Raw genomic sequence first — 20,584 nt, forward strand, 5'->3', positions numbered from 1 at the left:
TGCACAGCATGGACCCCGACGCCGTAGCGAACGTCCGGCGCGCGCTCCTCGCGGCGGGCGCGGCCGACACCGTAGCCGTCTTTGAGACCCAGGTGCCGACCGCCGCCGCGGCGGCCGCCGCCTTGGGCTGCGACGTCGCGGCGATCACCAACAGCCTCGTGTTCGACGTCGACGGCGCTCCCCTGCTGATCCTGGCCAGCGGCGCGGCCAAGGTCGATCTCCGCCACGTCGCCGCGCGGCTCGGGTCAGGGAAGATCCGCCGCGCGGATGCCGACTTCGTCCTGCTGCATACCGGCCAGCGCGTCGGGGGTGTAGCCCCGGTGGGCCACCCGCAGAAGATCAGGACCCTGCTCGACGAGTCCCTGAAGGACCACGAACTCCTCTGGGCCGGCGCCGGCGATCACCACTCCATGTTCTCGATTACCTACCAAGAACTCCACCGCATCACCAACGCCGAACAGATGCCTATCCGCTAAACACTGGCAGCACGGATGGTGACGTTACCTCAAGCGCAATGGTGACGTCCAAGTAAGCGCCGAACGCGGGCAATTTGCGTAGCGTGCGTCTAAGCGGGGGCCCACGCCGTCAGGGTTCCCTGGCCGAGCTTGCGAGGTTAGGGCGACGGTGGGGAGGACGAGCGAGCACGCGGCAAATTGCGCGCGCGAGGCGCGAACCCAACCACGGAACGAAGGCGGAGCGGCGAAGGAAGGCGAGGCCTACGCCAGCGTGATCAAGTCCAGGTAGTCCTCATTCCAGAGGTCCTCGACGCCGTCAGGAAGCAGCACAACGCGCTCCGGGTTGAGGGCTTCGACAGCACCCTCGTCGTGGCTCACCAGCACCACGGCACCAGTGTAGTTGCTCAGGGCCCCGAGGATTTCGGCGCGGCTGGCCGGGTCGAGGTTGTTGGTGGGCTCATCAAGGAGCAGCACGTTCGCGCTCGAGGCCACGATGGTGGCCAGCGCCAATCGTGTCTTTTCGCCGCCGGAGAGCACACCGGCGGGCTTGTCGACGTCGTCGCCGGAGAACAGGAACGAGCCCAGGATGTTGCGGACCTCGGCGTCGTTCATGTCAGGGGCCGAGGAGCGCATGTTCTGCAGAACGGTGCGGTCGACGTCGAGCGTCTCATGTTCCTGGGCGTAGTAGCCGACCTTCAGTCCGTGGCCGGGGATCACTTCGCCGGTGTCCGGCTTGTCGACGCCGGCGAGCATGCGCAGCAATGTGGTCTTGCCGGCACCGTTGAGGCCCAGGATGACCACCTTGGAGCCGCGGTCGATGGCGAGGTCGACGTCGGTGAAGATTTCCAGCGAGCCGTAGGACTTGCTGAGGCCGTCGGCGGTGAGCGGCGTCTTGCCGCAGGGTGAGGGGTCCGGGAAGCGCAGGGCAGCCACGCGGTCGTTCTCGCGGACCGCTTCGAGGCCGCCGAGGAGGCGTTCGGCGCGCTTGGCCATGTTCTGCGCGGCGACGGCCTTGGTGGCCTTGGCGCGCATCTTGTTGGCCTGGTCCATCAGGACCTGGGCCTTCTTTTCGGCGTTGGCGCGTTCGCGCTTGCGGGCACGTTCGTCGGTTTCGCGCTGCGTGAGGTAGCGCTTCCAGTCCATGTTGTAGAAGTCGATCTGCGCGCGGTTGGCGTCCAGCAGGAAGACCTTGTTCACCGTGGCCTCAAGCAGTTCCGTGTCGTGGCTGATCACGATCAGGCCGCCCTGGTGGTTCTTCAGGAACTCCCGGAGCCAGGCGATGGAATCGGCGTCGAGGTGGTTCGTGGGCTCATCGAGGAGCATCGTCTCGGCGTCGGAGTACAGGATGCGCGCCAGCTCCACACGGCGGCGCTGGCCGCCCGAAAGGGTCTTGAGCGGCTGGTTCAGCAGCCGGTCCGGCAGGGCGAGGTTTGAGCAGATCGCTGCGGCCTCGGCCTCGGCCGCGTAGCCGCCGGCGGCGAGGAACTCGGATTCCAGCCGGTCATAGCGGTTCATCGCCTTGCGCTGGACGTCGGCGTCCTCGCTGGCCATCTCTTCGTGTGCCACGCGGAGCTTGCCGACCGCGATGTCGAGGCCGCGGGCGGACAGGATGCGGTCCCGGGCCAGCTGCTCCATGTCCGGCGTGCGCGGGTCCTGCGGCAGGTAGCCGATCTCGCCGCTGCGGGTGACCTTACCGGCGGCGGGCAGGCCCTCGCCGGCCAGGACGCGGGTGAGCGTGGTCTTGCCTGCACCGTTACGGCCGACGAGGCCGATCTTGTCTCCCTTGTCGATCCGGAAGCTCACCTGGTCCATAAGCAGACGGGCGCCGGCGCGCAGTTCGAGATCCTGGACGGTAATCAATGCAGCTAAGGCCTTTCACAACAGGGAACGCCGCGGCACAACGGATGGAGTCTGGACGGGGGCCGGGGCAGTGTGGCCGAGAGAACGGCCTCTACCAGTCTACCGGCACCTCCCCTGCCGGGTGACATCGGGGAACGCGGCGGACGACGGCGGCCCGCGTCCGCCAGCGCCGGCTCCCTTTGGCGGGGTTGGCCAGCGAGGGGACCGCCGCTTAGTGGAAGGCCTACAAAATGGCGGGGTTGCCGCGGCCGTATCGTCGGAAGTGAGACCCCGGCCCCACCACTCGACTCGACCACTCGACAGGAAACAGCATGAGCAACACCGACAATTCCGTCACCACCCCCACCCCCGCGGCCGGCCAAGGCAGCACCGCCCCGGCGGCCCCGCGCCAGAGCCGCCGACGCCGCTGGGACGCGACCGACCTCGCACTGATCGCGGTGTTCGCGGCGATCATCGCGGGTTCTGCCCTGATTGCCGCAATCCCCGTGGGCGGGCTTGGTGTGCCGATCACCCTGCAGACTCTCGCCGTGATGCTCACCGGACTGGCGCTCGGTCCGGGCCGCGCCTTCGCTGCCGTGGGCCTGTACCTCCTGCTGGGCTTCGCCGGGCTGCCGATCTTCAGCGGCGGGCGCAGCGGGCTGGGTGTCCTGGCGGGACCCTCGGCCGGCTACATCTTCGGCTTCCTGCTGGCCGCCACGGCCGTCGGCGCCCTGACCGTCGTCGTGCTGCGCCGCACGGGGGCGCACTCCGCCAAGGTCCGGTCTGTGCTGCTCTTCTGTGCCGCCATGGTCAGTAGCATCGTCTTTGTCCACGGGCTGGGCATCCTCGGCATGATGGTCAATGCCAAGCTCAGTCTCTCCGCGGCCTTCCTCGCCGATCTGGCCTTCTACCCGGGCGACGTCATCAAAAACATCCTCGCCGTGACGGTCGCGTTGACGCTGCATAAGGCGTTCCCTGACCTGCTGATCCGCCGGATCCGCCGCGTGGACTTGGCCGGCGAGGCAGACGGACGCGCATGAGTATTGTCCTGGACGGTGCGGCCGTCCGGGTAGCCGTCGACGGCCGCCCGGAGCCCAAGACCCTGCTTGAGCCGGTGTCCCTGACGCTGGCTGAACGCCGGATCGGCGTCATCGGGGCGAACGGCTCGGGCAAATCCACGCTGCTCCGGATGCTTAACGGCCTCGTCGCACCGAGCTCCGGCGCGGTGGCGGTGGCAGGTTTCGACACGGTCCGGGATGTCCGCGCTGTCCGCCGCCGCGTCGGCTTCGTCTTCACCGATCCGCTCTCGCAACTCGTGATGCCGACCGGTCGCGAAGACGTCGAATTATCGCTGCGCCGCTCGGTGCGGAACGCCGGGGAACGGCGTGCCCTCGCGGAGGCCTGCCTCGAACGGTTCGGGCTGCTGGGGCTGGCGGACCAGAGCGTGTACGAGCTCTCCGGCGGCGAACGGCAGCTTGTCGCCCTCGCTGCGGTGCTGGCCGTGAACCCGGACATCCTGGTACTGGACGAGCCTTCCACCCTGCTGGACCTGCGGAACCGGGAACTGCTGCGCCGCACCCTGGCGGCGCTGGACCAGCAGATCGTCCTGTCGACCCACGACCTCGACCTCGCGCTCGATCTGGACCGGGTGCTGGTGGTGGACGACGGCAAGATCGTGTTCGACGGCGGGGCGGCCGCCGCCGTCGCGCACTACCGCGTGCTCTGCGCGGCGGAACCCGCCGGGGTGCGGGGCGCCGGCGTGCGGGAAGCCGGCGGGGGGACGGCGCAGCCGTGAGGGGCCATGGCTTCCTGCTCGCCAACTATGTACCGGGCACCTCGCTGGTGCACCGGACTCCCCTGTGGCTGAAGTTCTTGCTGGTACTGGCGTGCGGGATGGGATCGTTTCTCGTTGCGGACTGGGCCGCGGCGGCAGCTGGACTCGCCTTGCTGTGCGGGGTATTCCTGCTCAGCGGGGCAGGTGCCCGCAGGCTGTTCCGGGCTGTCCGGCCGATCCTGCCCGTGCTGGCTGTGATCGGCGTGTTCCAGTGGTGGCAGCTGGGCGGCCCGGTCGCCGTGCGGATTGTGTTGAACGTTTTGGTCTGCGTGGTGGCGGCGGCAATCCTGACGGCCACCACGCAGGTCCAGTCGCTGTTGGACGGTGTAGCCTCGCTGGCGCGGCCCTTTCGCCGGCTCGGCGCCGATCCCGAGCGGTTCGCCCTGACAATTGCCATCATGCTGCGCAGCATCCCGTTCATCGCCGGCGCCTACGCCGATGTGCGCGATTCGGCACGGGCCCGCGGCCTGGAACGGAACCCGCGTGCATTGGTGCTGCCGGTCTTCATCACTACGGTGGCATTCGCCCGGCAAACCGGCGATGCCCTGGCGGCGCGCGGTTTGGGTGAGGCTGACGATGGGGAGGACCGGGAGGATCCGGACGGCCTAGCGGCCTGAGACGACCGGGCCGGGGCAGGTTTCGTGCCGCGGCTTGAAGCACTGGGCATGCCCCCTGCTGAGGCCCGCGACGGCGCATGCCCATTCCTCGTCCTGCGCACTGGACATGTGACCACTATGTCCACTCCCCGCAGCCAGGAACGGGCATGTCCGGCAGGGTTGGCGCACCGGGCATGCCCCCTGCCGAGGCCCACCACGGCGCATGCCCATTCCTCGTCCTGCGCACTGGACATGTGACCACTATGTCCAGTCCTCGCAGCCAGGAACGGGCATGCCCGGCAGGGCGCTACCGGAGCGAGCGGTACTCGAACAGTGCAGCAGTCCCCATCCCGCCAGCGATGCTGATCATGGCCAGGGCCAGTCGGCCATCCACGGCCTCCCGGCGGGCCTGGGCCAGCAACCTGGACACGAGCACCGCGCCGGACGCCCCGTAGGCGTGCCCCAGGGCAAGGGCGCCGCCGTCGAGGTTCGCGCGTTCCGAGTCGATGCCCAGCTGGTCGAGGCATGCCAGGGTCTGGGATGCGAACGCCTCGTTGAACTCGATCAGCCCGAGATCCCCGGCCGCGACGCCGGAAACCGTAAGCAGGCGTTCAGCGGCGGCCGCCGCGCCCATCCCCAGCAGCGCCGGCTCCACGCCCGCGGTGTCCGTCCCGAGGACCAGGAGGCCGTCCCGTGCGCCGAGTTGGCGCGCCCGGGCCAGCGAGGTGATCACGACGGCGGCGGCCCCGTCCGCGTCGAAGCAGGAGTTGCCGGCTGTCACGGTCCCGCCGGGAACGAACGCGGCAGGGAACCGGGCCAGCAACGCCGGGGTCAGCGAGCGGCGTGGGCCGTCATCGCAGCCCACGGGACCATCGGGCCCGGGCAGCGCGACGGTCTCGGTTTCGAAGGTTCCGGCCGCCGCGGCGTCGAGGGCGCGACGGTGGCTGCGCAGCGCGAAGTCGTCCTGCCGTTGCCGCTCAATACCATGGCGGACGGCGACGTTCTCGGCGGCCACCCCCATGTCCGGGTCGCCGATGCTGCCGGGGGCGAACTGGGCGCGGCTGAAGAACTGCGGCTCGCCGTCAGCGCCGCGCCTGGCCCGCAGTGGTGCGGTGCTGATGCTCTCCACCCCGCCGGCGAGATACACGCTGCCGCCGCCGGAACCCCCGCCGAATTGGCCGCCGGACGCGACGAGCCGGGATGCCAGCACGATCGCGTCGAGGCCGGACCCGCACTGCCGGTCCACGGTCAGTCCCGGAACGCCCACGGCCAGCCCGGCCTCGAGGGCCGCCAGCCGGGCGACATTGCCGCCGCCGCCCACCGCGTTCCCGACCACGACGTCCGTCACCTGGTCCGGTGCAACACCCGAGTCGGCCAGCAGTCGGTGCAGTACCGGCGCCAGCAGTTCGTGGGCGGGCAGCGTCTTCAGGGCTCCGTGGGCGCGGCAGAGCGGGGTCCGCAGGGCAGCGATGATGACGGGCTGCCGGTCCTCCGGCAACAGACCGCCCCGGCGCCGTGCAGGCGAAGGCGTCCGGGAAGGCAACGGATCCTCAGCCAAGGCGCCGGACACGAGGATCATTCCGGGCGATCCACTCAAGCAGCAGCGGCCGGCTGGGCTTGCCGCGATCGGTGAGGGGCAGCTCGGTCAATGCGTAGTAGTCCAGCGGACGTTTGCTCCGGACCAGGACATCCTCGACGCCGGCCTTCAGCTGCGTGCCCGTCAGGCCGCCGTGGGACGGCAGTACCGCGGCCACGACGCGCTGGCCGCGAAGGTCGTCCGGCTGCCCGGCGGCCATGGCGGCGGCGACACCCGGTACGGACGCGAGGGCGAGTTCAACCTCGTGCGGGTACACGTTGGTCCCCGCCGTGACAATCATGTCCGAACGGCGCCCCAGCAAATGCAGGGTTCCGTCGGACAGGTAGCCCCGGTCCCCCACAGTGTGCCAGCCGTCGAAGCACTGCAGCGCCGTGCCGTCGTCGCCCCACAGGTAGCCCTCGCTGACCATGCCGCTGCGCACGCAGACGTTGCCGTCGTATCCGTCAGGAACCGCGGCGCCGCCGTCGTCGAGAATCCTGATCTCGACGCCGGGAAACGGACCGCCGATTCCCGTGCCGTTCGCCGTCCCGCCGAACGCTCTCAAGCTGGACGCCGGGGCCTCGCCCGGCCGGAGTCCTGCGCCGGCGACGAAACTGAGCTCCGCGGCGCCGTAGTACTCGAAGATCGTCGCGTTCGGCGCCCAGCGGCGGGCGGCCTCCAGGGTGCGCGCGTCGAGCTTGGAGCCGGCGCAGATGATGCTCCGCAGGCCGGAGGCATCCACGCCGCCGGCCAGGCCGCGCTCACTGAGAAGCCGCAGCATGGTCGGTACCAGGACCAGCCGGGTGATGCCGTCATGGCTGACCGCGGTGTGTGCGTCGCCGACGTCGAACTGCTCGAGGGTGTGGAATTCAGAGCCGGCATACAGGCATTCGGCAAGCGCATAAAGATTGAGGCTGGCGGCAAGCGGTCCGGGTGCGAGCGTCCGGTCCTCGGGCCCCAGGCCAAAAAACTCGACCGAAGACTCGAAGGACAGCCGCCAGGAGCGCCGCGAGCGGGTGAACGCCTTGGGCAGCGCAGTTGTGCCGGAGGTGAGCCCGATCAGGAAAGGCGACTCAGGTGACCCGTCCTCGAGTTCGCTGCCCAGGCCGGCCCCCTGGCCGGTGCCGTCAGCGGGAACGGCTTCCGCGATCCGGGCCGTGATGGCGTCCAGGAGCTGCTGCGGCCAGGTGGGGTCCAGCACGGCGCAGCGGCGGCCGGCCGCGACGGCCGCCGCGAAGGCGACCGCAAAATCCGTGGAGTTGCGCTCGGCCAGCACCGTGACGGCCGGCGTCACCGGGACGAGCGCAGCCGCCGCGTTCCGCAGTTCGGACCAGCTCAGGCGTTTTCCGGCCACGACGACGGCGGTGCCGTCGGGGCGCTCATCGGCCCAACGCTGGAGTCTGTCAAGAAAAGGCATCGGATCAACTTTACCGGGCAGCGGGGTCCCGGCCGCCGGGAGAGGATATTGTGACAGCATGAGTTTCAATGACAACGTGCAACTGGACCCGTCGCAGGTCCAGAGCCGTGGCGGCATGGGCCGCGGCACCAAAATCGGCGGCGGGATCGGCGGCGGCATTGTGCTGCTGTTGGCCGCGCTGTTCGGCATCAATCCGCAGCTCCTGGAGGGCCTGGCCGGCACTACCCAGGACCAGACACAGAGCCAAAGCACCGCGCCGGCCTGCAAGACCGGCGCCGACGCCGACGCCCGCCTGGAGTGCCGGATCGTGGGCACGGTCAACAGCCTGAATGCCTTCTGGCCGGATTATCTGGCGCAGTACAACAAGAAGTACCCGCAGCCGGAGACGGTCCTGTTCCGCGGCGCCACCAACACCGGCTGCGGCAACGCCACCTCGGAGGTCGGCCCGTTCTACTGCCCCGCCGACCAGACGGCGTACTTCGATCCGGGCTTCTTCCAGGAACTCGTGGACCGCTTCGGATCTTCGGGCGGCCCGCTGGCGCAGGAGTACGTGGTGGCCCACGAGTTCGGCCACCATATCCAGAATGTCCTCGGCACCATCGACCGCGCCCAGCAGGATCCCCAGGGTCCGCAGTCCGGCGCGGTGCGGGTGGAGCTCCAGGCCGACTGCTATGCGGGCCTGTGGGTCCGCTACGCCACCACCACCAAGGACCCGAAGAGCGGTCAGCCGTTCCTGGAACCGCTCAAGACGCAGGACCTGCAGGACGCCCTGTCCGCAGCCTCCTCCGTGGGCGACGACCGGATCCAGAAGGCAGCCACCGGGCGGGTTTCGCCGGAGTCCTGGACCCACGGCTCCAGCGCGCAGCGGCAGAAATGGTTCTACCAGGGTTACAAGACCGGCGACATCAATCAGTGCGACACCTTTAAGGTCGCGACCCCGTAACCCCGTAACCCGATCGACTGCTCCGAAACCGCCGTTGTGGGCCTCCAAATGGGCCGTTGCGGAGCACTCGATGTCATCGCGGCAGAGAAAACGACGGCGGGCCCACCTCCAAGAGGTGGGCCCGCCGTCGTTGTGGGGATCCTAGATGTTGAAGCCCAGGGCCCGCATCTGGTCGCGGCCGTCTTCGGTGATCCGCTCCGGACCCCATGGCGGCATCCACACCCAGTTCAGCCGCCAGTCGTCGACAATGCCGTCCAGGGCCTTGCCTACCTGCTCCTCGATCACGTCGGTGAGGGGGCAGGCCGCCGTGGTGAGCGTCATGTCGATCAGCAGGGCGCCGTCGTCGTCTGAGTACTTCAGGCCGTAGAGCAGGCCCAGGTCAACGATGTTCACGCCCAGCTCCGGGTCGATCACATCCTTGAGTGCCTCTTCGACATCCTCGAGGCCCGTGCGGGCCATATTGATTTCGGTCATGGCGTAGTCCTAACTAGGCCTGTGCTGCGGCGTCGGCGGCAGCGATGGCGGCGGCTCCGGCGCCCGGGAGGTAGCGGTCGTAGCCTTCTTCTTCAAGGCGGTCGGCCAGCTCCGGGCCGCCCTCTTCGACAACCTTGCCGTCCACGAACACGTGCACGAATTCCGGCTTGATGTAGCGCAGGATCCGGGTGTAGTGGGTGATCAGCAGGGTGCCCATGTTGCCCTCGGCGTGGGCGCGGTTGACGCCCTCGGAGACGACCTTGAGCGCGTCGACATCCAGGCCGGAGTCGGTCTCGTCGAGGATGGCGAACTTCGGCTTGAAGAGCTCCAGCTGGAGGATCTCCACGCGCTTCTTCTCGCCGCCGGAGAAGCCCTCGTTGACGTTGCGCTGGGTGAAGTCGGCGTCGATGCGCAGCTGGGCCATGGCAGCCTTGACGTCCTTGGTCCAAGTGCGGAGCTTCGGGGCTTCGCCGTCAATGGCGGTCTTGGCGGTGCGCAGGAAGTTGGTCATGCTGACGCCGGGAACCTCGACCGGGTACTGCATGGCCAGGAACAGGCCGGCGCGGGCGCGCTCGTCAACGCTCATCGCGAGGACGTCTTCGCCGTCAAGCGTGATGGTGCCGCTCGTGACGTTGTAGCGCGGGTGCCCGGCGATGGTGGAGGCCAGGGTGGACTTGCCTGAGCCGTTGGGACCCATGATGGCGTGCGTCTGGCCGGTCTTGATGGTCAGGCTGACGCCCTTCAGGATTTCCTTGGTGCCCTGCTCGGTGTCAATGCTGACGTGCAGGTCCTTGATCTCAAGAGTAGACATGTGTCTTGTTCTCCTCTGCACCCCCGCCTCGGCGGCGGTGCGTTTTCTCGTCGATAAGTTTTTGTGGTGCTGGTTGCCGGCCCGGCCGGGACAAGCGTGGCTTGCCCCGGCGGTCAGCTGAAGTTCGGAGCTTCGGCGCCGTTCAGGATGGTGCTGACGTCTACGTAGACGTCGTCGCCCTGAATGGTCACGGCGAAGACAGGCACGGGATCGTAGGCGGGCAGCTGGAGCGGCTGGCCGCTGCGCAGGTCGAACTGTGAGCCGTGGCCCCAGCATTCGATCTTGCAGCCTTCCACTTCACCCTCGGAGAGCGAGATGTCTGCATGCGAGCAGGTATCGCCGATGGCGTGGATCTCCCCCATCGAGTCCTTGACGACCGCTACCGGGTAGTCATCGATCAGGATCCGCAGCGCCTGCTTGACCTGGATCTCGCTGGCGTTGCAGACCAGCTCGCCCCTTGGCTGTTCCGTCATGTTCGTTGTCCGTCTTCCCTAGTGCCGTGCACTAGTTTTCCGTGGCGGCGAGCTCGCGCTCGACGGCGGCCGTGAGGCGCTCTTCGATGGCGGGGACCTTGATCTGCTGGATGATCTCGTTCAGGAAGCCGCGGACCACCAGTCGGCGGGCCACCTTTTCCGGAATGCCGCGGGCCATCAGGTAGAACAGGTGCTCGTCGTCGAAGCGGCCGGTGGCGCTGGCGTGGCCGGCGCCGGCGATCAGGCCGGTTTCAATCTCAAGGTTCGGCACGGAATCCGCGCGGGCACCGTCGGTGAGGACCAGGTTGCGGTTGGCCTCGTAGGTGTCGGTGCCTTCTGCTTCCTTGCGGATCAGGACGTCGCCCACCCAGACGGTGTGCGCGTTCCGGCCCTGCAGGGCGCCCTTGTAGAGCACGTTGGACTTGCAGTTGGCGACGGCGTGGTCCACGAAGAGGCGCTGCTCGAGGTGCTGGCCGGCGTCCGCGAAGTAGAGGCCGAACATTTCCGCTTCGGCGCCGGGGGCGGTGAAGCGGGTCGACGGCGTGACACGGACCAGGTCGCCGCCGAGGCTGACGACGATGTGCTTGAACTTGGCGTCGCGGCCGAGCTTCGCCTGCTGGGAGGAGGCGTGCACGGCGTCGTCGTTCCATTCCTGGAGGGAGATGACGGTGAGCTGCGCGCCGTCCTCGACCAGGATCTCGACGTTTTCCGCGACGACGGCGGTGCCCTGGTGGTCTAGCACAACAACGGCCTTGGAGAACTTCTCCGCGATGATCACAACGTGCTGCGCGGAGGCCCCGGTGCCCTGGCCGGTCAGGACTACGCTGACCTCGCCCTCGGCCTGGACCTCGGCGGGAACCGTGATGACGGTGGCCTCGGTGAAGTTCTCCCAGGCGTTCGCGGAGACCCGATCCTCGGGGATGGCGGCGGAGCCGATGCGGGCATCGTCCCGGCCGACGGTCTCGATCCGGACGCTGTCCGGGCCGGTGACGGCCACGGACGGTGCCGCGCCGCTGAGGACGTCGGTGTGCAGGCCGCGGAGGCGCTTGAGCGGGGTGAACCGCCAGTCTTCCTCCATGCCGGTCAGCGGCTTGAAGTCCGCCAGCTTGTACGAGGTCAGGCGGCCGGCGCGTGAGCTGTCCGGGACGCCGACGCCGCCGCCGTGCGAGTGGCGCTTGACGGCTTCGCCGGCCAGCGGCGACTTGGACTCCGCGGCGTTCAGCGGTGAAAGGCTCTCGCCTTCCTCGGTGAAACCGTTGATGAACGGCTGGGCTGAGGGCGCGCCGATGCGGGCCTTTTCAGTAGTGATGTCAGTCATTAACCGACCGATCCTTCCATCTGCAGTTCAATCAGGCGGTTCAGCTCGAGGGCGTATTCCATCGGCAGTTCGCGGGCAATCGGCTCGATGAAGCCGCGGACGATCATCGCCATGGCCTCGTCTTCGCGCATGCCGCGGGACATCAGGTAGAACAGCTGTTCTTCGCTGACCCGCGAGACCGTGGCCTCGTGGCCCATGGTGACGTCGTCCTCGCGGATGTCGATGTACGGGTACGTGTCCGAGCGGCTGATGGTGTCCACCAGCAGCGCGTCACAGCGGACCGTGTTGGCCGAGTGCTTGGCGCCTTCGCGGACCTGGACCAGGCCGCGGTAGGCAGCCCGGCCGCCGCCGCGGGCCACGGACTTGGAGATGATCGAGCTCTTGGTGTTGGGCGCGATGTGGACCATCTTGGAGCCGGTGTCCTGGTGCTGGCCTTCGCCGGCGAACGCGATCGAGAGGGTCTCGCCCTTGGCGCCTTCGCCCACGAGGTAGACGGCCGGGTACTTCATGGTGACCTTGGAGCCGATGTTGCCATCGATCCACTCCATGGTGGCGCCCTCTTCGCAGATGGCGCGCTTGGTGACCAGGTTGTACACGTTGTTGGACCAGTTCTGGATGGTCGTGTAGCGGACGCGGGCACCCTTCTTCACGATGATCTCCACGACGGCGGAGTGCAGCGAGTCCGAGGTGTAGATCGGCGCGGTGCAGCCCTCGATGTAGTGGACGTAGGAGTCCTCGTCCGCGATGATCAGGGTGCGCTCGAACTGGCCCATGTTTTCCGTGTTGATGCGGAAGTAGGCCTGCAGCGGGATGTCCACGTGGACGCCCTTGGGCACGTAGACGAAGGAGCCGCCGGACCAGACCGCCGTGTTCAGCGAGGCGAACTTGTTATCGCCCACCGGGATGATGGTGCCGAAGTACTCCTGGAAGATTTCCGGGTGCTCGCGCAGCGCGGTGTCCGTGTCCAGGAAGATGACGCCCTGGGCTTCCAGGTCCTCGCGGATCTGGTGGTAGACGACCTCGGACTCGTACTGGGCGGCGACGCCGGAGACGAGGCGGCTGCGCTCGGCTTCCGGGATGCCCAGCTTCTCGTAGGTGTTCCGGATGTCCTCGGGCAGGTCCTCCCAGGTGGCGGCCTGCTTCTCCGTGGAGCGCACGAAGTACTTGATGTTGTCGAAGTCGATGCCGGACAGGTCCGCACCCCAGGTGGGCATGGGCTTGCGGTCGAAGTACTTAAGGCCTTTCAGGCGCAGGTCCAGCATCCATTCCGGCTCGTTCTTTTTGCCCGAGATGTCACGTACGACGTCCTCATCGATACCACGGCGTGCGTTGGCGCCGACGTCGTTCTTGTCGGCCCAGCCGTATTCGTAGGTTCCGATTCCGTGGAGCTCGGGATTCTTTTCCAGAATCTCCGAGATCACAGTGGATTCAGCAACCTTCTTCTCTGATAGTTGGTCCGTCATCACGGCCTTTCTTGCAGATGGTTGGATACTTCGTCCGGGTTGCCCGGGCCCGCGGGGCTGGGAGCCCCGACGGCGGCCGGACGGCCCGTAGGTATGTGGGTGGTGCAAACATGGCCGCCGCGCGCCAGGGTGGAGAGCCTGCGCACATCGACGCCGACCAGCCGGGAGAACAGTTCGGTCTCCACGTCGCAGAACACCGGGAACTGCGCGGCGAGCTGCTGGATGGGGCAGTGGCCCTGGCAGAGCTGGACGCTGGAAAGGGCGGCCGGCAGCGGCGCCTTGGCCTCGATTGACTGCGCCGAGGCGACAAAACCGTCGCGGCTCAACGCCTCGGACAAGGCCTGCGCGCGGGCCGTGATATCGGTTCCCGCCCGCTCGATTTCCGGCGCGTAGCGGCGTTCCATTTCGGCGAAACGCTCGACGGCGAACTCCCGTACCGCGTCCTCGCCGGCCATTTCGCCGAGCCGCCGCAGCGCGGAGCTGGCGATGTCGAGGTAGTCGTTGCCGAGCGTGGACTGGCCCTGCGAGCTGAGCACGTAGCGGCGCGCCGGGCGCCCCGCGCCGGCGCCTGCACGGGCCGCGCGCTTGACTTCGATCACGCCGTGACGTGAGAGGTGGTCCAGGTGACGTCGAACCGCCGCCGGAGTGAAACCGAGCAGCTCGCCGAGCTCCGCGGCGCTGATCGGACCGTGTTCGAGCACAGCCGCCAAGACTCGGTCCCGGGTGCGTTCCTCCGCGTCGGCAGCCATCGCCGCAGGCATTGCTGCGGGAACAGCCTCGCCTTCGGCAGGCTCGGCCGACTCCGCGCGCACGGCAGGCGCGGCAGAAGTAGTTGGGCTCATGGAATACACAACACAATCATGTCGTAATTTACTCCCCCGATCCAGTAAGGCATGGCTTTCCTGGCGCTGGCTCCGGATCGGGGCCGCGCCTACTACATCGCGTAGAATGCTTTGGTGCGATCTCCCGAATCCCCCGCCCTGACAATCAGCGGGCTCATCAAGGATGTTGGTCCGCTGCCCAGCCTTGACGGCAAAATGCTGCGGGTGGTCAGTGGCGTCTCCCTCGTTGCCGAGCGCGGCCAGGTGACCGCCCTGCTGGGGGCCAACGGGGCTGGTAAGACCACCACCATCGAATGCGCCCAGGGCCTGCAGAAACGGTCCGGCGGCAGCATCAGCCTGCTCGGCCAGGATCCGGACACGGCCGGGGCGGAGCTGCGCGCCCGCGTCGGCGTCATGCTCCAGGACGGCGGCCTGCCGCCGTCGGCCCGCCCGATCCCGCTGCTCAGGCACATCGCCGGGATGTACCAGGACCCGTGGCCGGTGGACGAACTCGTGGCGCGCCTGGGCATCGACGCTTTCAGCCGGACCTCCGTTCGGCGACTCTCCGGCGGCCAAAAACAGCGCCTCGCCCTGGCCGCAGCCCTGGTGGGCCGCCCCGAAGTGCTTTTCCTCGATGAGCCCAGCGCCGGCCTGGACCCGCAGTCCCGCCAGTTGGTCTTTGAGCTAATCGCCGAACTACGGGACCGCGGCATGGCCATCATCCTCACGACCCACCTCATGGACGACGCCCAGCGCCTGGCCGACTACGTCTACATCATCGACGCCGGCCGGAACGTCGCCGAAGGCACCGTAGCGCAGTTGCTGCGGCACGAACTGGCGGCCGCCGGCGAACAGCACATCCGGACGCTGCATTTCGAAGCGGAGCCCGGACTGGACCTGGCCGGCGTCCTGCCCGCCGACGTCGACATCCGCGAGACGCGCGCCGGAAGCTACAGCGCCACCGGTGCGCTCACGCCCGCCGACCTCGCCGCCGTCACGGCCTGGTGGGCGGACCGCGGCATAATGCCGGCCTCCATGAGCCTGGCCGCCCGCAGCCTCGAGGACGTCTTCCTCGACATCTCCGGAAGGGAGATCCGATGAGCTCCGCCCCCGCCACCGCCGGCACCCCGCTGGGCAGCGCCCCCGCTCCCCTGCTGCGCCGGATCCTGCTGCAGGGCAAGTATGAGACCGTCACCATGATCCGTAACGGCGAACAGCTGATCCTCGCGATCATCCTGCCGTTGCTGGCCCTCGTGGGCCTGACCGTTACTCCCCTGCTGGACGGCCTTGGTTCCAGCAGGATCAACACCGCCGTGCCGGGCATCCTCGCCCTCTGCGCCATGTCCACGGCGTTCACCGGCCAAGGCATCGCCACGGGATTCGACCGCCGCTACGGGGTGCTGCGTTTCCTCTCCACCACACCGCTGGGCCGCGCGGGCCTGATCCTGGGCAAGGTGCTCGCGGTGCTGGCGGTGCTGCTGCTTCAAGTGCTGGTGGTCGCAGCGGTCGCCCTGCCCCTGGGCTGGCGGCCGTCGGCGCCGGGGCTGCTCCCGGGCTTGCTGCTGCTGGTCCTCGGCGCCGCTGCCTTCACCGCCCTGGGCCTGCTGGTGGCCGGCACGGTCCGGCCGGAGGCCACGCTGGCGATCACCAACCTGCTGTGGATCCTGCTGGGCGCCCTCGGCGGCATCGTCATCCCGGCCGAGCGCCTCCCCGCTCTCGCCCAGGCGATTGTGCACTTCCTTCCCTCCGGCGCGCTGGGCCAGGCGCTGCGGGATGCTTTCCTGCACGGCAGCGTCAATCTCGCCGCCGTCTTTGTCCTGCTGCTCTGGACGGCCATTGCCGGCGCCGCAGCAACCCGTTGGTTCAAGTGGAATTGAGAAAACTGTGAGTACGGCATCCCGCCCTTCCCGGATCGTGTCCCGGATTTCCTCCCGGCTGCCCGTCACCGTCGACAAGACCGTCCGCCGGCTGGCCGTGCTGTCCCTGATCGGCCAGACCGTGCTGGTGGTGACCGGCGGCGCCGTCCGCCTCACCGCTTCCGGCCTGGGCTGCCCCACCTGGCCGCGCTGTACCGACAGTTCGCTCGTGAACACCCCGGAGATGGGCATCCACGGCATCATCGAGTTCGGCAACCGGCTCCTGACGTTCGCGCTGGCCGCCGTCGCAGTCGCGATGCTGGTGTACCTGTGGAACCTGCGCAAGGAACGCCGGGACCTTTTCCTACTGGCCCTCGGCCTGCTGGCCAGCATCCCGGCCCAGGCTGTCATCGGCGGCATCACCGTCCTCACCCAGCTGAATCCGTGGGTGGTGGGCCTGCACTTCCTGGTCTCGATGGCACTCGTGGTTCTCGCGACCCTGCTGGTCAACCGGGCCTACGGCAGGACCGGCAAGTTCCGCACCAGCCAGCTCCCCGCGCTGCCGGGCGCCGCACGCCCCGTGCTGACCGCCGTCGCGCTGATCTCGGCCGTAGCCGTGTGCCTCGGCGTCGTGGTGACCGGTGCGGGCCCGCACGCCGGCGACGCGAACGCGCCGCGCAACAACCTGGACTGGGACCTGTTCTCGCACATCCATGCGGTCCCTGCCTACCTCGTCACCGCGGGGGCCCTGTTCGGCGTCGTCCTGGTGTTCCGCGGCCGCATCACCGGCCCGTTCCGCACGGCGGTGTTCCTGCTCCTGGGCGTCACCGTGCTGCAGGCGGTCATTGGCTTCACGCAGTACTACAACGGCATCCCGGCCCTGCTCGTTGCCGCCCACATGCTCGGCGCGGCCCTTCTGATGAGCGCGTCCACCAACGCCGCCGACATCGCGCGCAGCAGCCCGCTGAAGTAGCACCCCCTCCGGCAGCAGCCGCCTGAACCACAAACGCGCCGGTCACCCGCCGCCCATCCGGAAGACCGGAGCGGGCGGCAGGTGACCGGCGCGTTGTTTGTTGCGGGAGACTTCTGCTTAGCCGCCGACGATGGCGGACCCGATGAACGGGTCGACAGCCAGGGCGATGAAAAGCAGGGTGAGGTAGCTGATCGAGCCGTGGAAGACCTTCATGGCGCCCTTGTTGGAGACGTCGCCGCCCTGTGCCCGGTTGTAGAGGGCATGCGACTCGTACAGGAACCAGGCCCCCGCGGCGACGGCGGTGACGGTGTACACCCATCCGGCCCCGCCGACCGGGATCAGCAGCAACGAGCAGACAACCATGGCCCACGCGTAGAGAACCACCTGCACGGAGACGACCTTGGCGCCGGCGATCGCGCCAAGCATAGGCACGTTGGCGTTGCGGTAGTCCTCGCCGTAGCGCATGGACAGCGGCCAGTAGTGCGGCGGCGTCCAGAGGAAGATCACCATAAAGAGCACGACGGCGGGCCATTCCACCGTGTTGGTCACGGCGGCCCAGGCGATCAGCACCGGGAAGCAGCCCGCGGCGCCGCCCCAGACGATGTTCTGCGCGGTGCGGCGCTTCAGGATCATGGTGTAGATCACGACGTAGAACACGATGGCGCCGAGGCCCAGCCACGCCGAGAGCGGGTTGGCACCGAACCAGAGGATCGCGATGGCGGCGGCGCCGAGGAGCCAGGAAAACACCAGCGCTTCCCGCGGCGTGACCTCGCCCGTAACCAGCGGCCGGTTCTCCGTCCGGTGCATCAACTTGTCGATGTCCCGATCGATGTAGCAGTTGAAGGAGCCCGCGCTGCCGGCAGCAAAGGCGCCGCCCACGAGGGTCGCCAGGATCAGGCCCAGGGACGGGAAGCCGCGCTCGGCGTAGATCATGGTGGGCAGGGTGCTGACCAGCAGGAGTTCGATCACCCGGGGTTTCGTGAGCGCCAGGTAGGCCTTGGCTTTGCGGCCGAAGCCGATTCGACCCGGGGCCGGGGAGGCGTTAAGCGGCGTATCTGTTGTGCTCACGGTGGCAGTCACTCTGTTCTGTCTGGCTGTTCAGTCCGGCTGGTCGCCGCAGTACGTCCTAGATCCGGCGCACTGCGTTCGGAGGGGGTCCACGCGCAGCGCACAGGCATGTCCTCGCCCCCGTTGGTAGCCACGCACCATCATACCGTGGCGGCACCCGCGTCCGGGTCCTCCGGAAACCCGCTGGAATTCCGCCAGGTTAACGCAGCCTCACCGCCGCGGCGGCACGCGGTGATTCATATAAGCCGAAAACCGGTCCAATTCGTGAGATGTACGCTACCCGGCAGGTGGAATGGGGCTAAGCTGTCTGACAGATCAGCACGCACGGGCGGCTGCCCCCAACGGCGCTCCCTGCCTCTGCGCATGCGACTAAATGATAGATCAACGTTTCGATGGTGAACGGCTGGTACGAACCGCAGCGGGCACCGAACTGTGCCCCCGGCGGAATGCCCTCAGCGGGAAAGCTCCCAGAGGGAAAACCCGTACCACCGGCCGTCAGCACAGAGAGGGGCCCGGTTTACGTGCCACATTTGGAAGAGCAAGAACTGTCATGGACTCATCTGGACCAGCGTGCCGTGGACACCGTCCGGGTACTCGCGGCGGATGCGGTGGAGAAGGTCGGCAACGGCCACCCCGGCACGGCCATGAGCCTGGCCCCGGCCGCCTACCTGCTCTTCCAGAAATTGATGCGCCACGATCCGGCGAACCCGGACTGGCTGGGACGTGACCGGTTTGTCCTGTCCCCCGGCCACACGTCCCTGACGCTTTACATCCAGCTCTTCCTCTCCGGTTACGGCCTGGAGCTGAAGGACCTCGAGGCGCTGCGGACCTGGGGATCGCTGACCCCGGGACACCCGGAGTACAAGCACACCGCCGGCGTGGAAATCACCACCGGCCCGCTCGGCCAGGGCCTGGCATCCGCCGTCGGCTTCGCTTACTCCCAGCGCCGGATGCGCGGGCTGTTCGACGCCGACGCCGCCGAGGGCACCAGCCCGTTCGACCACACCATCTGGGTGATCGCTTCCGACGGCGACCTGCAGGAAGGCGTCACGTCCGAGGCTTCCTCGCTCGCCGGCCACCAGGAATTGGGCAATCTCGTGGTGATCTACGACGAGAACCACATCAGCATCGAGGACGACACCGACGTCGCGTTCACCGAGGACGTCCTGGCCCGGTACGAGGCCTACGGCTGGCACACCCAGCGGGTCGACTGGACCCGGACCGGAGAGTACAAGGAGGACGTGCCCGAGCTGCACGCCGCCCTGCTCGCCGCGAAGGCCGAGACGGGCAAACCCTCCATCATCTCGCTGCGCACCATCATCGGGTGGCCGGCGCCGAAGAAGCAGAACACCGGCAAGATCCACGGCTCGGCCCTCGGCGCCGAGGAAGTCGCGGGCCTGAAGAAGGTCCTCGGCTTCGACCCGGAGCGCAGCTTCCAGGTCGACGACGAGGTCCTGGCCCACACCCGCGAGGCGCAGTCCCGCGGCGCCGCGGCACGGACCGAGTGGCTGGCGTCCTTCGAGGCCTGGCAGTCGGCCAACCCCGAGGCGGCCGTCCTGCTGGAGCGCGTTGAAGCCCGGAAGCTTCCGGCCGAACTCGATGCCGCCCTGCCGGTCTTCGAAGCCGGCAAGGACGTCTCCACCCGCGCCGCGTCCGGCAAGGTCCTGAACGCGATCGGCCCGGTCATGCCCGAGCTGTGGGGCGGCTCCGCCGACCTCGCCGAATCCAACAACACCACGATCGAGGGCTCTCCCTCGTTCATCCCCGCCTCCCGGCAGACCGAGGCATGGAAGGGCAACCCCTACGGCCGGGTGCTGCACTTCGGCATCCGCGAACACGCCGCGGCGTCGATCGTGAACGGGATCAGCCTGCACGGGGCGACCCGGGCGTTCTCCGGCACGTTCCTGATCTTCTCGGACTACCAGCGCCCGGCGATCCGGCTCGGCGCCCTGATGGGCGTCCCGTCCCTGTATGTCTGGACGCACGACTCGATCGGCCTCGGCGAGGACGGCCCGACCCACCAGCCGGTGGAACAGCTCGCCTCGCTCCGGGCGATCCCGGGCCTGGACGTCGTGCGCCCCGGCGACGCGAACGAGGTCGCGGCGGCCTGGAAGGTCATGCTCGAGAACCATGAGAACCCGGCCGGCATTGTGCTGACCCGGCAGAACATCCCCACCTATGCCCGCGGGACTTCCGATGCCGAGGCAGACACCTTCGCCTCGACGGCCGGTGTCGCCAAGGGCGGCTACGTGCTGGCCGAAGCGTCCGCCAACGGCCAGAGCACCGAGGCGCAGGTCATCCTGATCGGCACCGGCTCCGAGATCCAGCTCGCCGTGGCCGCCCGCGAGGCCCTGCAGGCCGAAGGCATCCCCACCCGGGTGGTCTCCATGCCGTGCGTGGAATGGTTCAACAAGCAGGACGCCGCCTACCGCGAGGCAGTGCTCCCCGCCAACGTCAAGGCACGCGTCTCCGTCGAAGCCGGGCTCGCCCTGGGCTGGAAGGAGTTCGTCGGCGACGCCGGCCGCTCCATCAGCCTCGAGCACTTCGGCGCGTCGGCCGACTACAAGCGCCTGTTCCAGGAATTCGGCATCACCGCCGAGGCCGTGACCGCCGCCGCCAAGGAATCCCTCGCCGGCCTCACGGCCTGATCCCAACTTCACGCTTTCC

Annotated in this window: 19 protein-coding genes; 9 read left to right on the forward strand and 10 right to left on the reverse strand. The window is 68.2% G+C overall.

Annotated features, from left to right (window positions below):
* Positions 1-8: 8 nt before the first annotated feature.
* Positions 9-476 (forward strand): YbaK/EbsC family protein, encoded by a 468-nt coding sequence (locus AC1DH3_RS12105; protein ID WP_476909411.1) that lies wholly within the window; start codon positions 9-11, stop codon positions 474-476.
* A gap of 240 nt (positions 477-716) precedes the next feature.
* Here AC1DH3_RS12105 and AC1DH3_RS12110 read toward each other — a convergent pair whose 3' ends face one another.
* On the reverse strand, positions 717-2,315 hold the full coding sequence (locus AC1DH3_RS12110) for an ABC-F family ATP-binding cassette domain-containing protein (protein WP_441418706.1): 1,599 nt from the start codon (positions 2,313-2,315) through the stop codon (positions 717-719).
* Positions 2,316-2,626: 311 nt separating this feature from the next.
* On the opposite strand from AC1DH3_RS12110, the gene AC1DH3_RS12115 reads away from it, so the two are divergent.
* The 3 genes from AC1DH3_RS12115 to AC1DH3_RS12125 are packed head-to-tail and all read left to right on the forward strand — an operon-like array spanning position 2,627 to position 4,745.
* Positions 2,627-3,334 carry a biotin transporter BioY gene (locus AC1DH3_RS12115; RefSeq protein ID WP_476909412.1) on the forward strand — a complete coding sequence of 236 codons (708 nt, stop codon included), beginning with the start codon at positions 2,627-2,629 and terminating at the stop codon, positions 3,332-3,334.
* A complete protein-coding gene (locus tag AC1DH3_RS12120) occupies positions 3,331-4,089 on the forward strand; it encodes an energy-coupling factor ABC transporter ATP-binding protein (protein ID WP_476892571.1) in 759 nt (252 codons plus the stop codon). Before AC1DH3_RS12115 ends, AC1DH3_RS12120 begins: the two co-directional genes overlap by 4 nt.
* A complete protein-coding gene (locus tag AC1DH3_RS12125; RefSeq protein WP_476892572.1) occupies positions 4,086-4,745 on the forward strand; it encodes an energy-coupling factor transporter transmembrane component T family protein in 660 nt (219 codons plus the stop codon). The genes AC1DH3_RS12120 and AC1DH3_RS12125 overlap by 4 nt, the downstream gene beginning before the upstream one ends.
* 286 nt (positions 4,746-5,031) lie before the next feature.
* Here AC1DH3_RS12125 and AC1DH3_RS12130 read toward each other — a convergent pair whose 3' ends face one another.
* Complete coding sequence (locus tag AC1DH3_RS12130; RefSeq protein WP_476892573.1) at positions 5,032-6,303, reverse strand: thiolase family protein; 1,272 nt, start codon at positions 6,301-6,303, stop codon at positions 5,032-5,034.
* On the reverse strand, positions 6,275-7,717 hold the full coding sequence (locus tag AC1DH3_RS12135) for a class I adenylate-forming enzyme family protein (protein ID WP_476892574.1): 1,443 nt from the start codon (positions 7,715-7,717) through the stop codon (positions 6,275-6,277). Before AC1DH3_RS12135 ends, AC1DH3_RS12130 begins: the two co-directional genes overlap by 29 nt.
* Before the next feature lie 58 nt (positions 7,718-7,775).
* Here AC1DH3_RS12135 and ypfJ point away from each other — a divergent pair, with 58 nt between their 5' ends.
* Positions 7,776-8,660, forward strand: a complete 885-nt coding sequence (gene ypfJ, locus AC1DH3_RS12140) for a KPN_02809 family neutral zinc metallopeptidase (protein ID WP_476892575.1) — start codon at positions 7,776-7,778, stop codon at positions 8,658-8,660.
* A 141-nt stretch (positions 8,661-8,801) separates the two neighbouring features.
* Here ypfJ and AC1DH3_RS12145 read toward each other — a convergent pair whose 3' ends face one another.
* The 6 genes from AC1DH3_RS12145 to AC1DH3_RS12170 all read right to left on the reverse strand — a co-directional run bounded on the left by AC1DH3_RS12145 (position 8,802) and on the right by AC1DH3_RS12170 (position 14,041).
* Positions 8,802-9,134, reverse strand: coding sequence for a metal-sulfur cluster assembly factor (locus AC1DH3_RS12145; protein WP_138769377.1), 333 nt, complete (start codon positions 9,132-9,134; stop codon positions 8,802-8,804).
* A gap of 13 nt (positions 9,135-9,147) precedes the next feature.
* Entirely contained in the window at positions 9,148-9,945 is a 798-nt protein-coding gene (gene sufC, locus AC1DH3_RS12150) for a Fe-S cluster assembly ATPase SufC (protein WP_441418699.1), read from the reverse strand.
* Between the two features lie 113 nt (positions 9,946-10,058).
* A complete protein-coding gene (locus tag AC1DH3_RS12155) occupies positions 10,059-10,418 on the reverse strand; it encodes a non-heme iron oxygenase ferredoxin subunit (protein ID WP_476892577.1) in 360 nt (119 codons plus the stop codon).
* 31 nt (positions 10,419-10,449) lie between these two features.
* A complete protein-coding gene (gene sufD, locus AC1DH3_RS12160; RefSeq protein WP_476892578.1) occupies positions 10,450-11,736 on the reverse strand; it encodes a Fe-S cluster assembly protein SufD in 1,287 nt (428 codons plus the stop codon).
* Entirely contained in the window at positions 11,736-13,199 is a 1,464-nt protein-coding gene (sufB, locus tag AC1DH3_RS12165) for a Fe-S cluster assembly protein SufB (RefSeq protein WP_441418696.1), read from the reverse strand. The genes sufD and sufB overlap by 1 nt, the downstream gene beginning before the upstream one ends.
* Positions 13,199-14,041 (reverse strand): helix-turn-helix transcriptional regulator, encoded by an 843-nt coding sequence (locus AC1DH3_RS12170; protein WP_476892579.1) that lies wholly within the window; start codon positions 14,039-14,041, stop codon positions 13,199-13,201. The genes sufB and AC1DH3_RS12170 overlap by 1 nt, the downstream gene beginning before the upstream one ends.
* A gap of 114 nt (positions 14,042-14,155) precedes the next feature.
* On the opposite strand from AC1DH3_RS12170, the gene AC1DH3_RS12175 reads away from it, so the two are divergent.
* The 3 genes from AC1DH3_RS12175 to AC1DH3_RS12185 are packed head-to-tail and all read left to right on the forward strand — an operon-like array spanning position 14,156 to position 16,849.
* The gene (locus AC1DH3_RS12175) at positions 14,156-15,121 is read left to right on the forward strand and encodes an ABC transporter ATP-binding protein (RefSeq protein ID WP_441418694.1); all 966 of its coding nucleotides are present in this window, start codon (positions 14,156-14,158) and stop codon (positions 15,119-15,121) included.
* Complete coding sequence (locus AC1DH3_RS12180) at positions 15,118-15,897, forward strand: ABC transporter permease (protein WP_476892580.1); 780 nt, start codon at positions 15,118-15,120, stop codon at positions 15,895-15,897. The genes AC1DH3_RS12175 and AC1DH3_RS12180 overlap by 4 nt, the downstream gene beginning before the upstream one ends.
* A 7-nt stretch (positions 15,898-15,904) precedes the next feature.
* A complete protein-coding gene (locus AC1DH3_RS12185; protein WP_441418692.1) occupies positions 15,905-16,849 on the forward strand; it encodes a COX15/CtaA family protein in 945 nt (314 codons plus the stop codon).
* 117 nt (positions 16,850-16,966) lie between these two features.
* Here AC1DH3_RS12185 and AC1DH3_RS12190 read toward each other — a convergent pair whose 3' ends face one another.
* On the reverse strand, positions 16,967-17,929 hold the full coding sequence (locus tag AC1DH3_RS12190) for a heme o synthase (RefSeq protein ID WP_476892581.1): 963 nt from the start codon (positions 17,927-17,929) through the stop codon (positions 16,967-16,969).
* A 518-nt stretch (positions 17,930-18,447) separates the two neighbouring features.
* On the opposite strand from AC1DH3_RS12190, the gene tkt reads away from it, so the two are divergent.
* The gene (gene tkt, locus AC1DH3_RS12195) at positions 18,448-20,565 is read left to right on the forward strand and encodes a transketolase (RefSeq protein WP_476892582.1); all 2,118 of its coding nucleotides are present in this window, start codon (positions 18,448-18,450) and stop codon (positions 20,563-20,565) included.
* The last annotated feature ends 19 nt before the right edge of the window (positions 20,566-20,584 follow it).

Source organism: Arthrobacter sp. 05L428 (genome assembly GCF_056397665.1).

Excerpts from the sequence above, each read along its gene's own strand:
- AC1DH3_RS12105 (WP_476909411.1), top strand. The coding sequence starts at position 9 with ATGGACCCCGACGCCGTAGCGAACGTCCGGCGCGCGCTCCTCGCGGCG.
- AC1DH3_RS12115 (WP_476909412.1), top strand. The coding sequence starts at position 2,627 with ATGAGCAACACCGACAATTCCGTCACCACCCCCACCCCCGCGGCCGGC.
- AC1DH3_RS12120 (WP_476892571.1), top strand. The coding sequence starts at position 3,331 with ATGAGTATTGTCCTGGACGGTGCGGCCGTCCGGGTAGCCGTCGACGGC.
- AC1DH3_RS12130 (WP_476892573.1), bottom strand. The coding sequence starts at position 6,303 with ATGATCCTCGTGTCCGGCGCCTTGGCTGAGGATCCGTTGCCTTCCCGG.
- AC1DH3_RS12135 (WP_476892574.1), bottom strand. The coding sequence starts at position 7,717 with ATGCCTTTTCTTGACAGACTCCAGCGTTGGGCCGATGAGCGCCCCGAC.
- ypfJ (WP_476892575.1), top strand. The coding sequence starts at position 7,776 with ATGAGTTTCAATGACAACGTGCAACTGGACCCGTCGCAGGTCCAGAGC.
- AC1DH3_RS12145 (WP_138769377.1), bottom strand. The coding sequence starts at position 9,134 with ATGACCGAAATCAATATGGCCCGCACGGGCCTCGAGGATGTCGAAGAG.
- sufC (WP_441418699.1), bottom strand. The coding sequence starts at position 9,945 with ATGTCTACTCTTGAGATCAAGGACCTGCACGTCAGCATTGACACCGAG.
- AC1DH3_RS12155 (WP_476892577.1), bottom strand. The coding sequence starts at position 10,418 with ATGACGGAACAGCCAAGGGGCGAGCTGGTCTGCAACGCCAGCGAGATC.
- sufD (WP_476892578.1), bottom strand. The coding sequence starts at position 11,736 with ATGACTGACATCACTACTGAAAAGGCCCGCATCGGCGCGCCCTCAGCC.
- sufB (WP_441418696.1), bottom strand. The coding sequence starts at position 13,199 with ATGACGGACCAACTATCAGAGAAGAAGGTTGCTGAATCCACTGTGATC.
- AC1DH3_RS12170 (WP_476892579.1), bottom strand. The coding sequence starts at position 14,041 with ATGAGCCCAACTACTTCTGCCGCGCCTGCCGTGCGCGCGGAGTCGGCC.
- AC1DH3_RS12180 (WP_476892580.1), top strand. The coding sequence starts at position 15,118 with ATGAGCTCCGCCCCCGCCACCGCCGGCACCCCGCTGGGCAGCGCCCCC.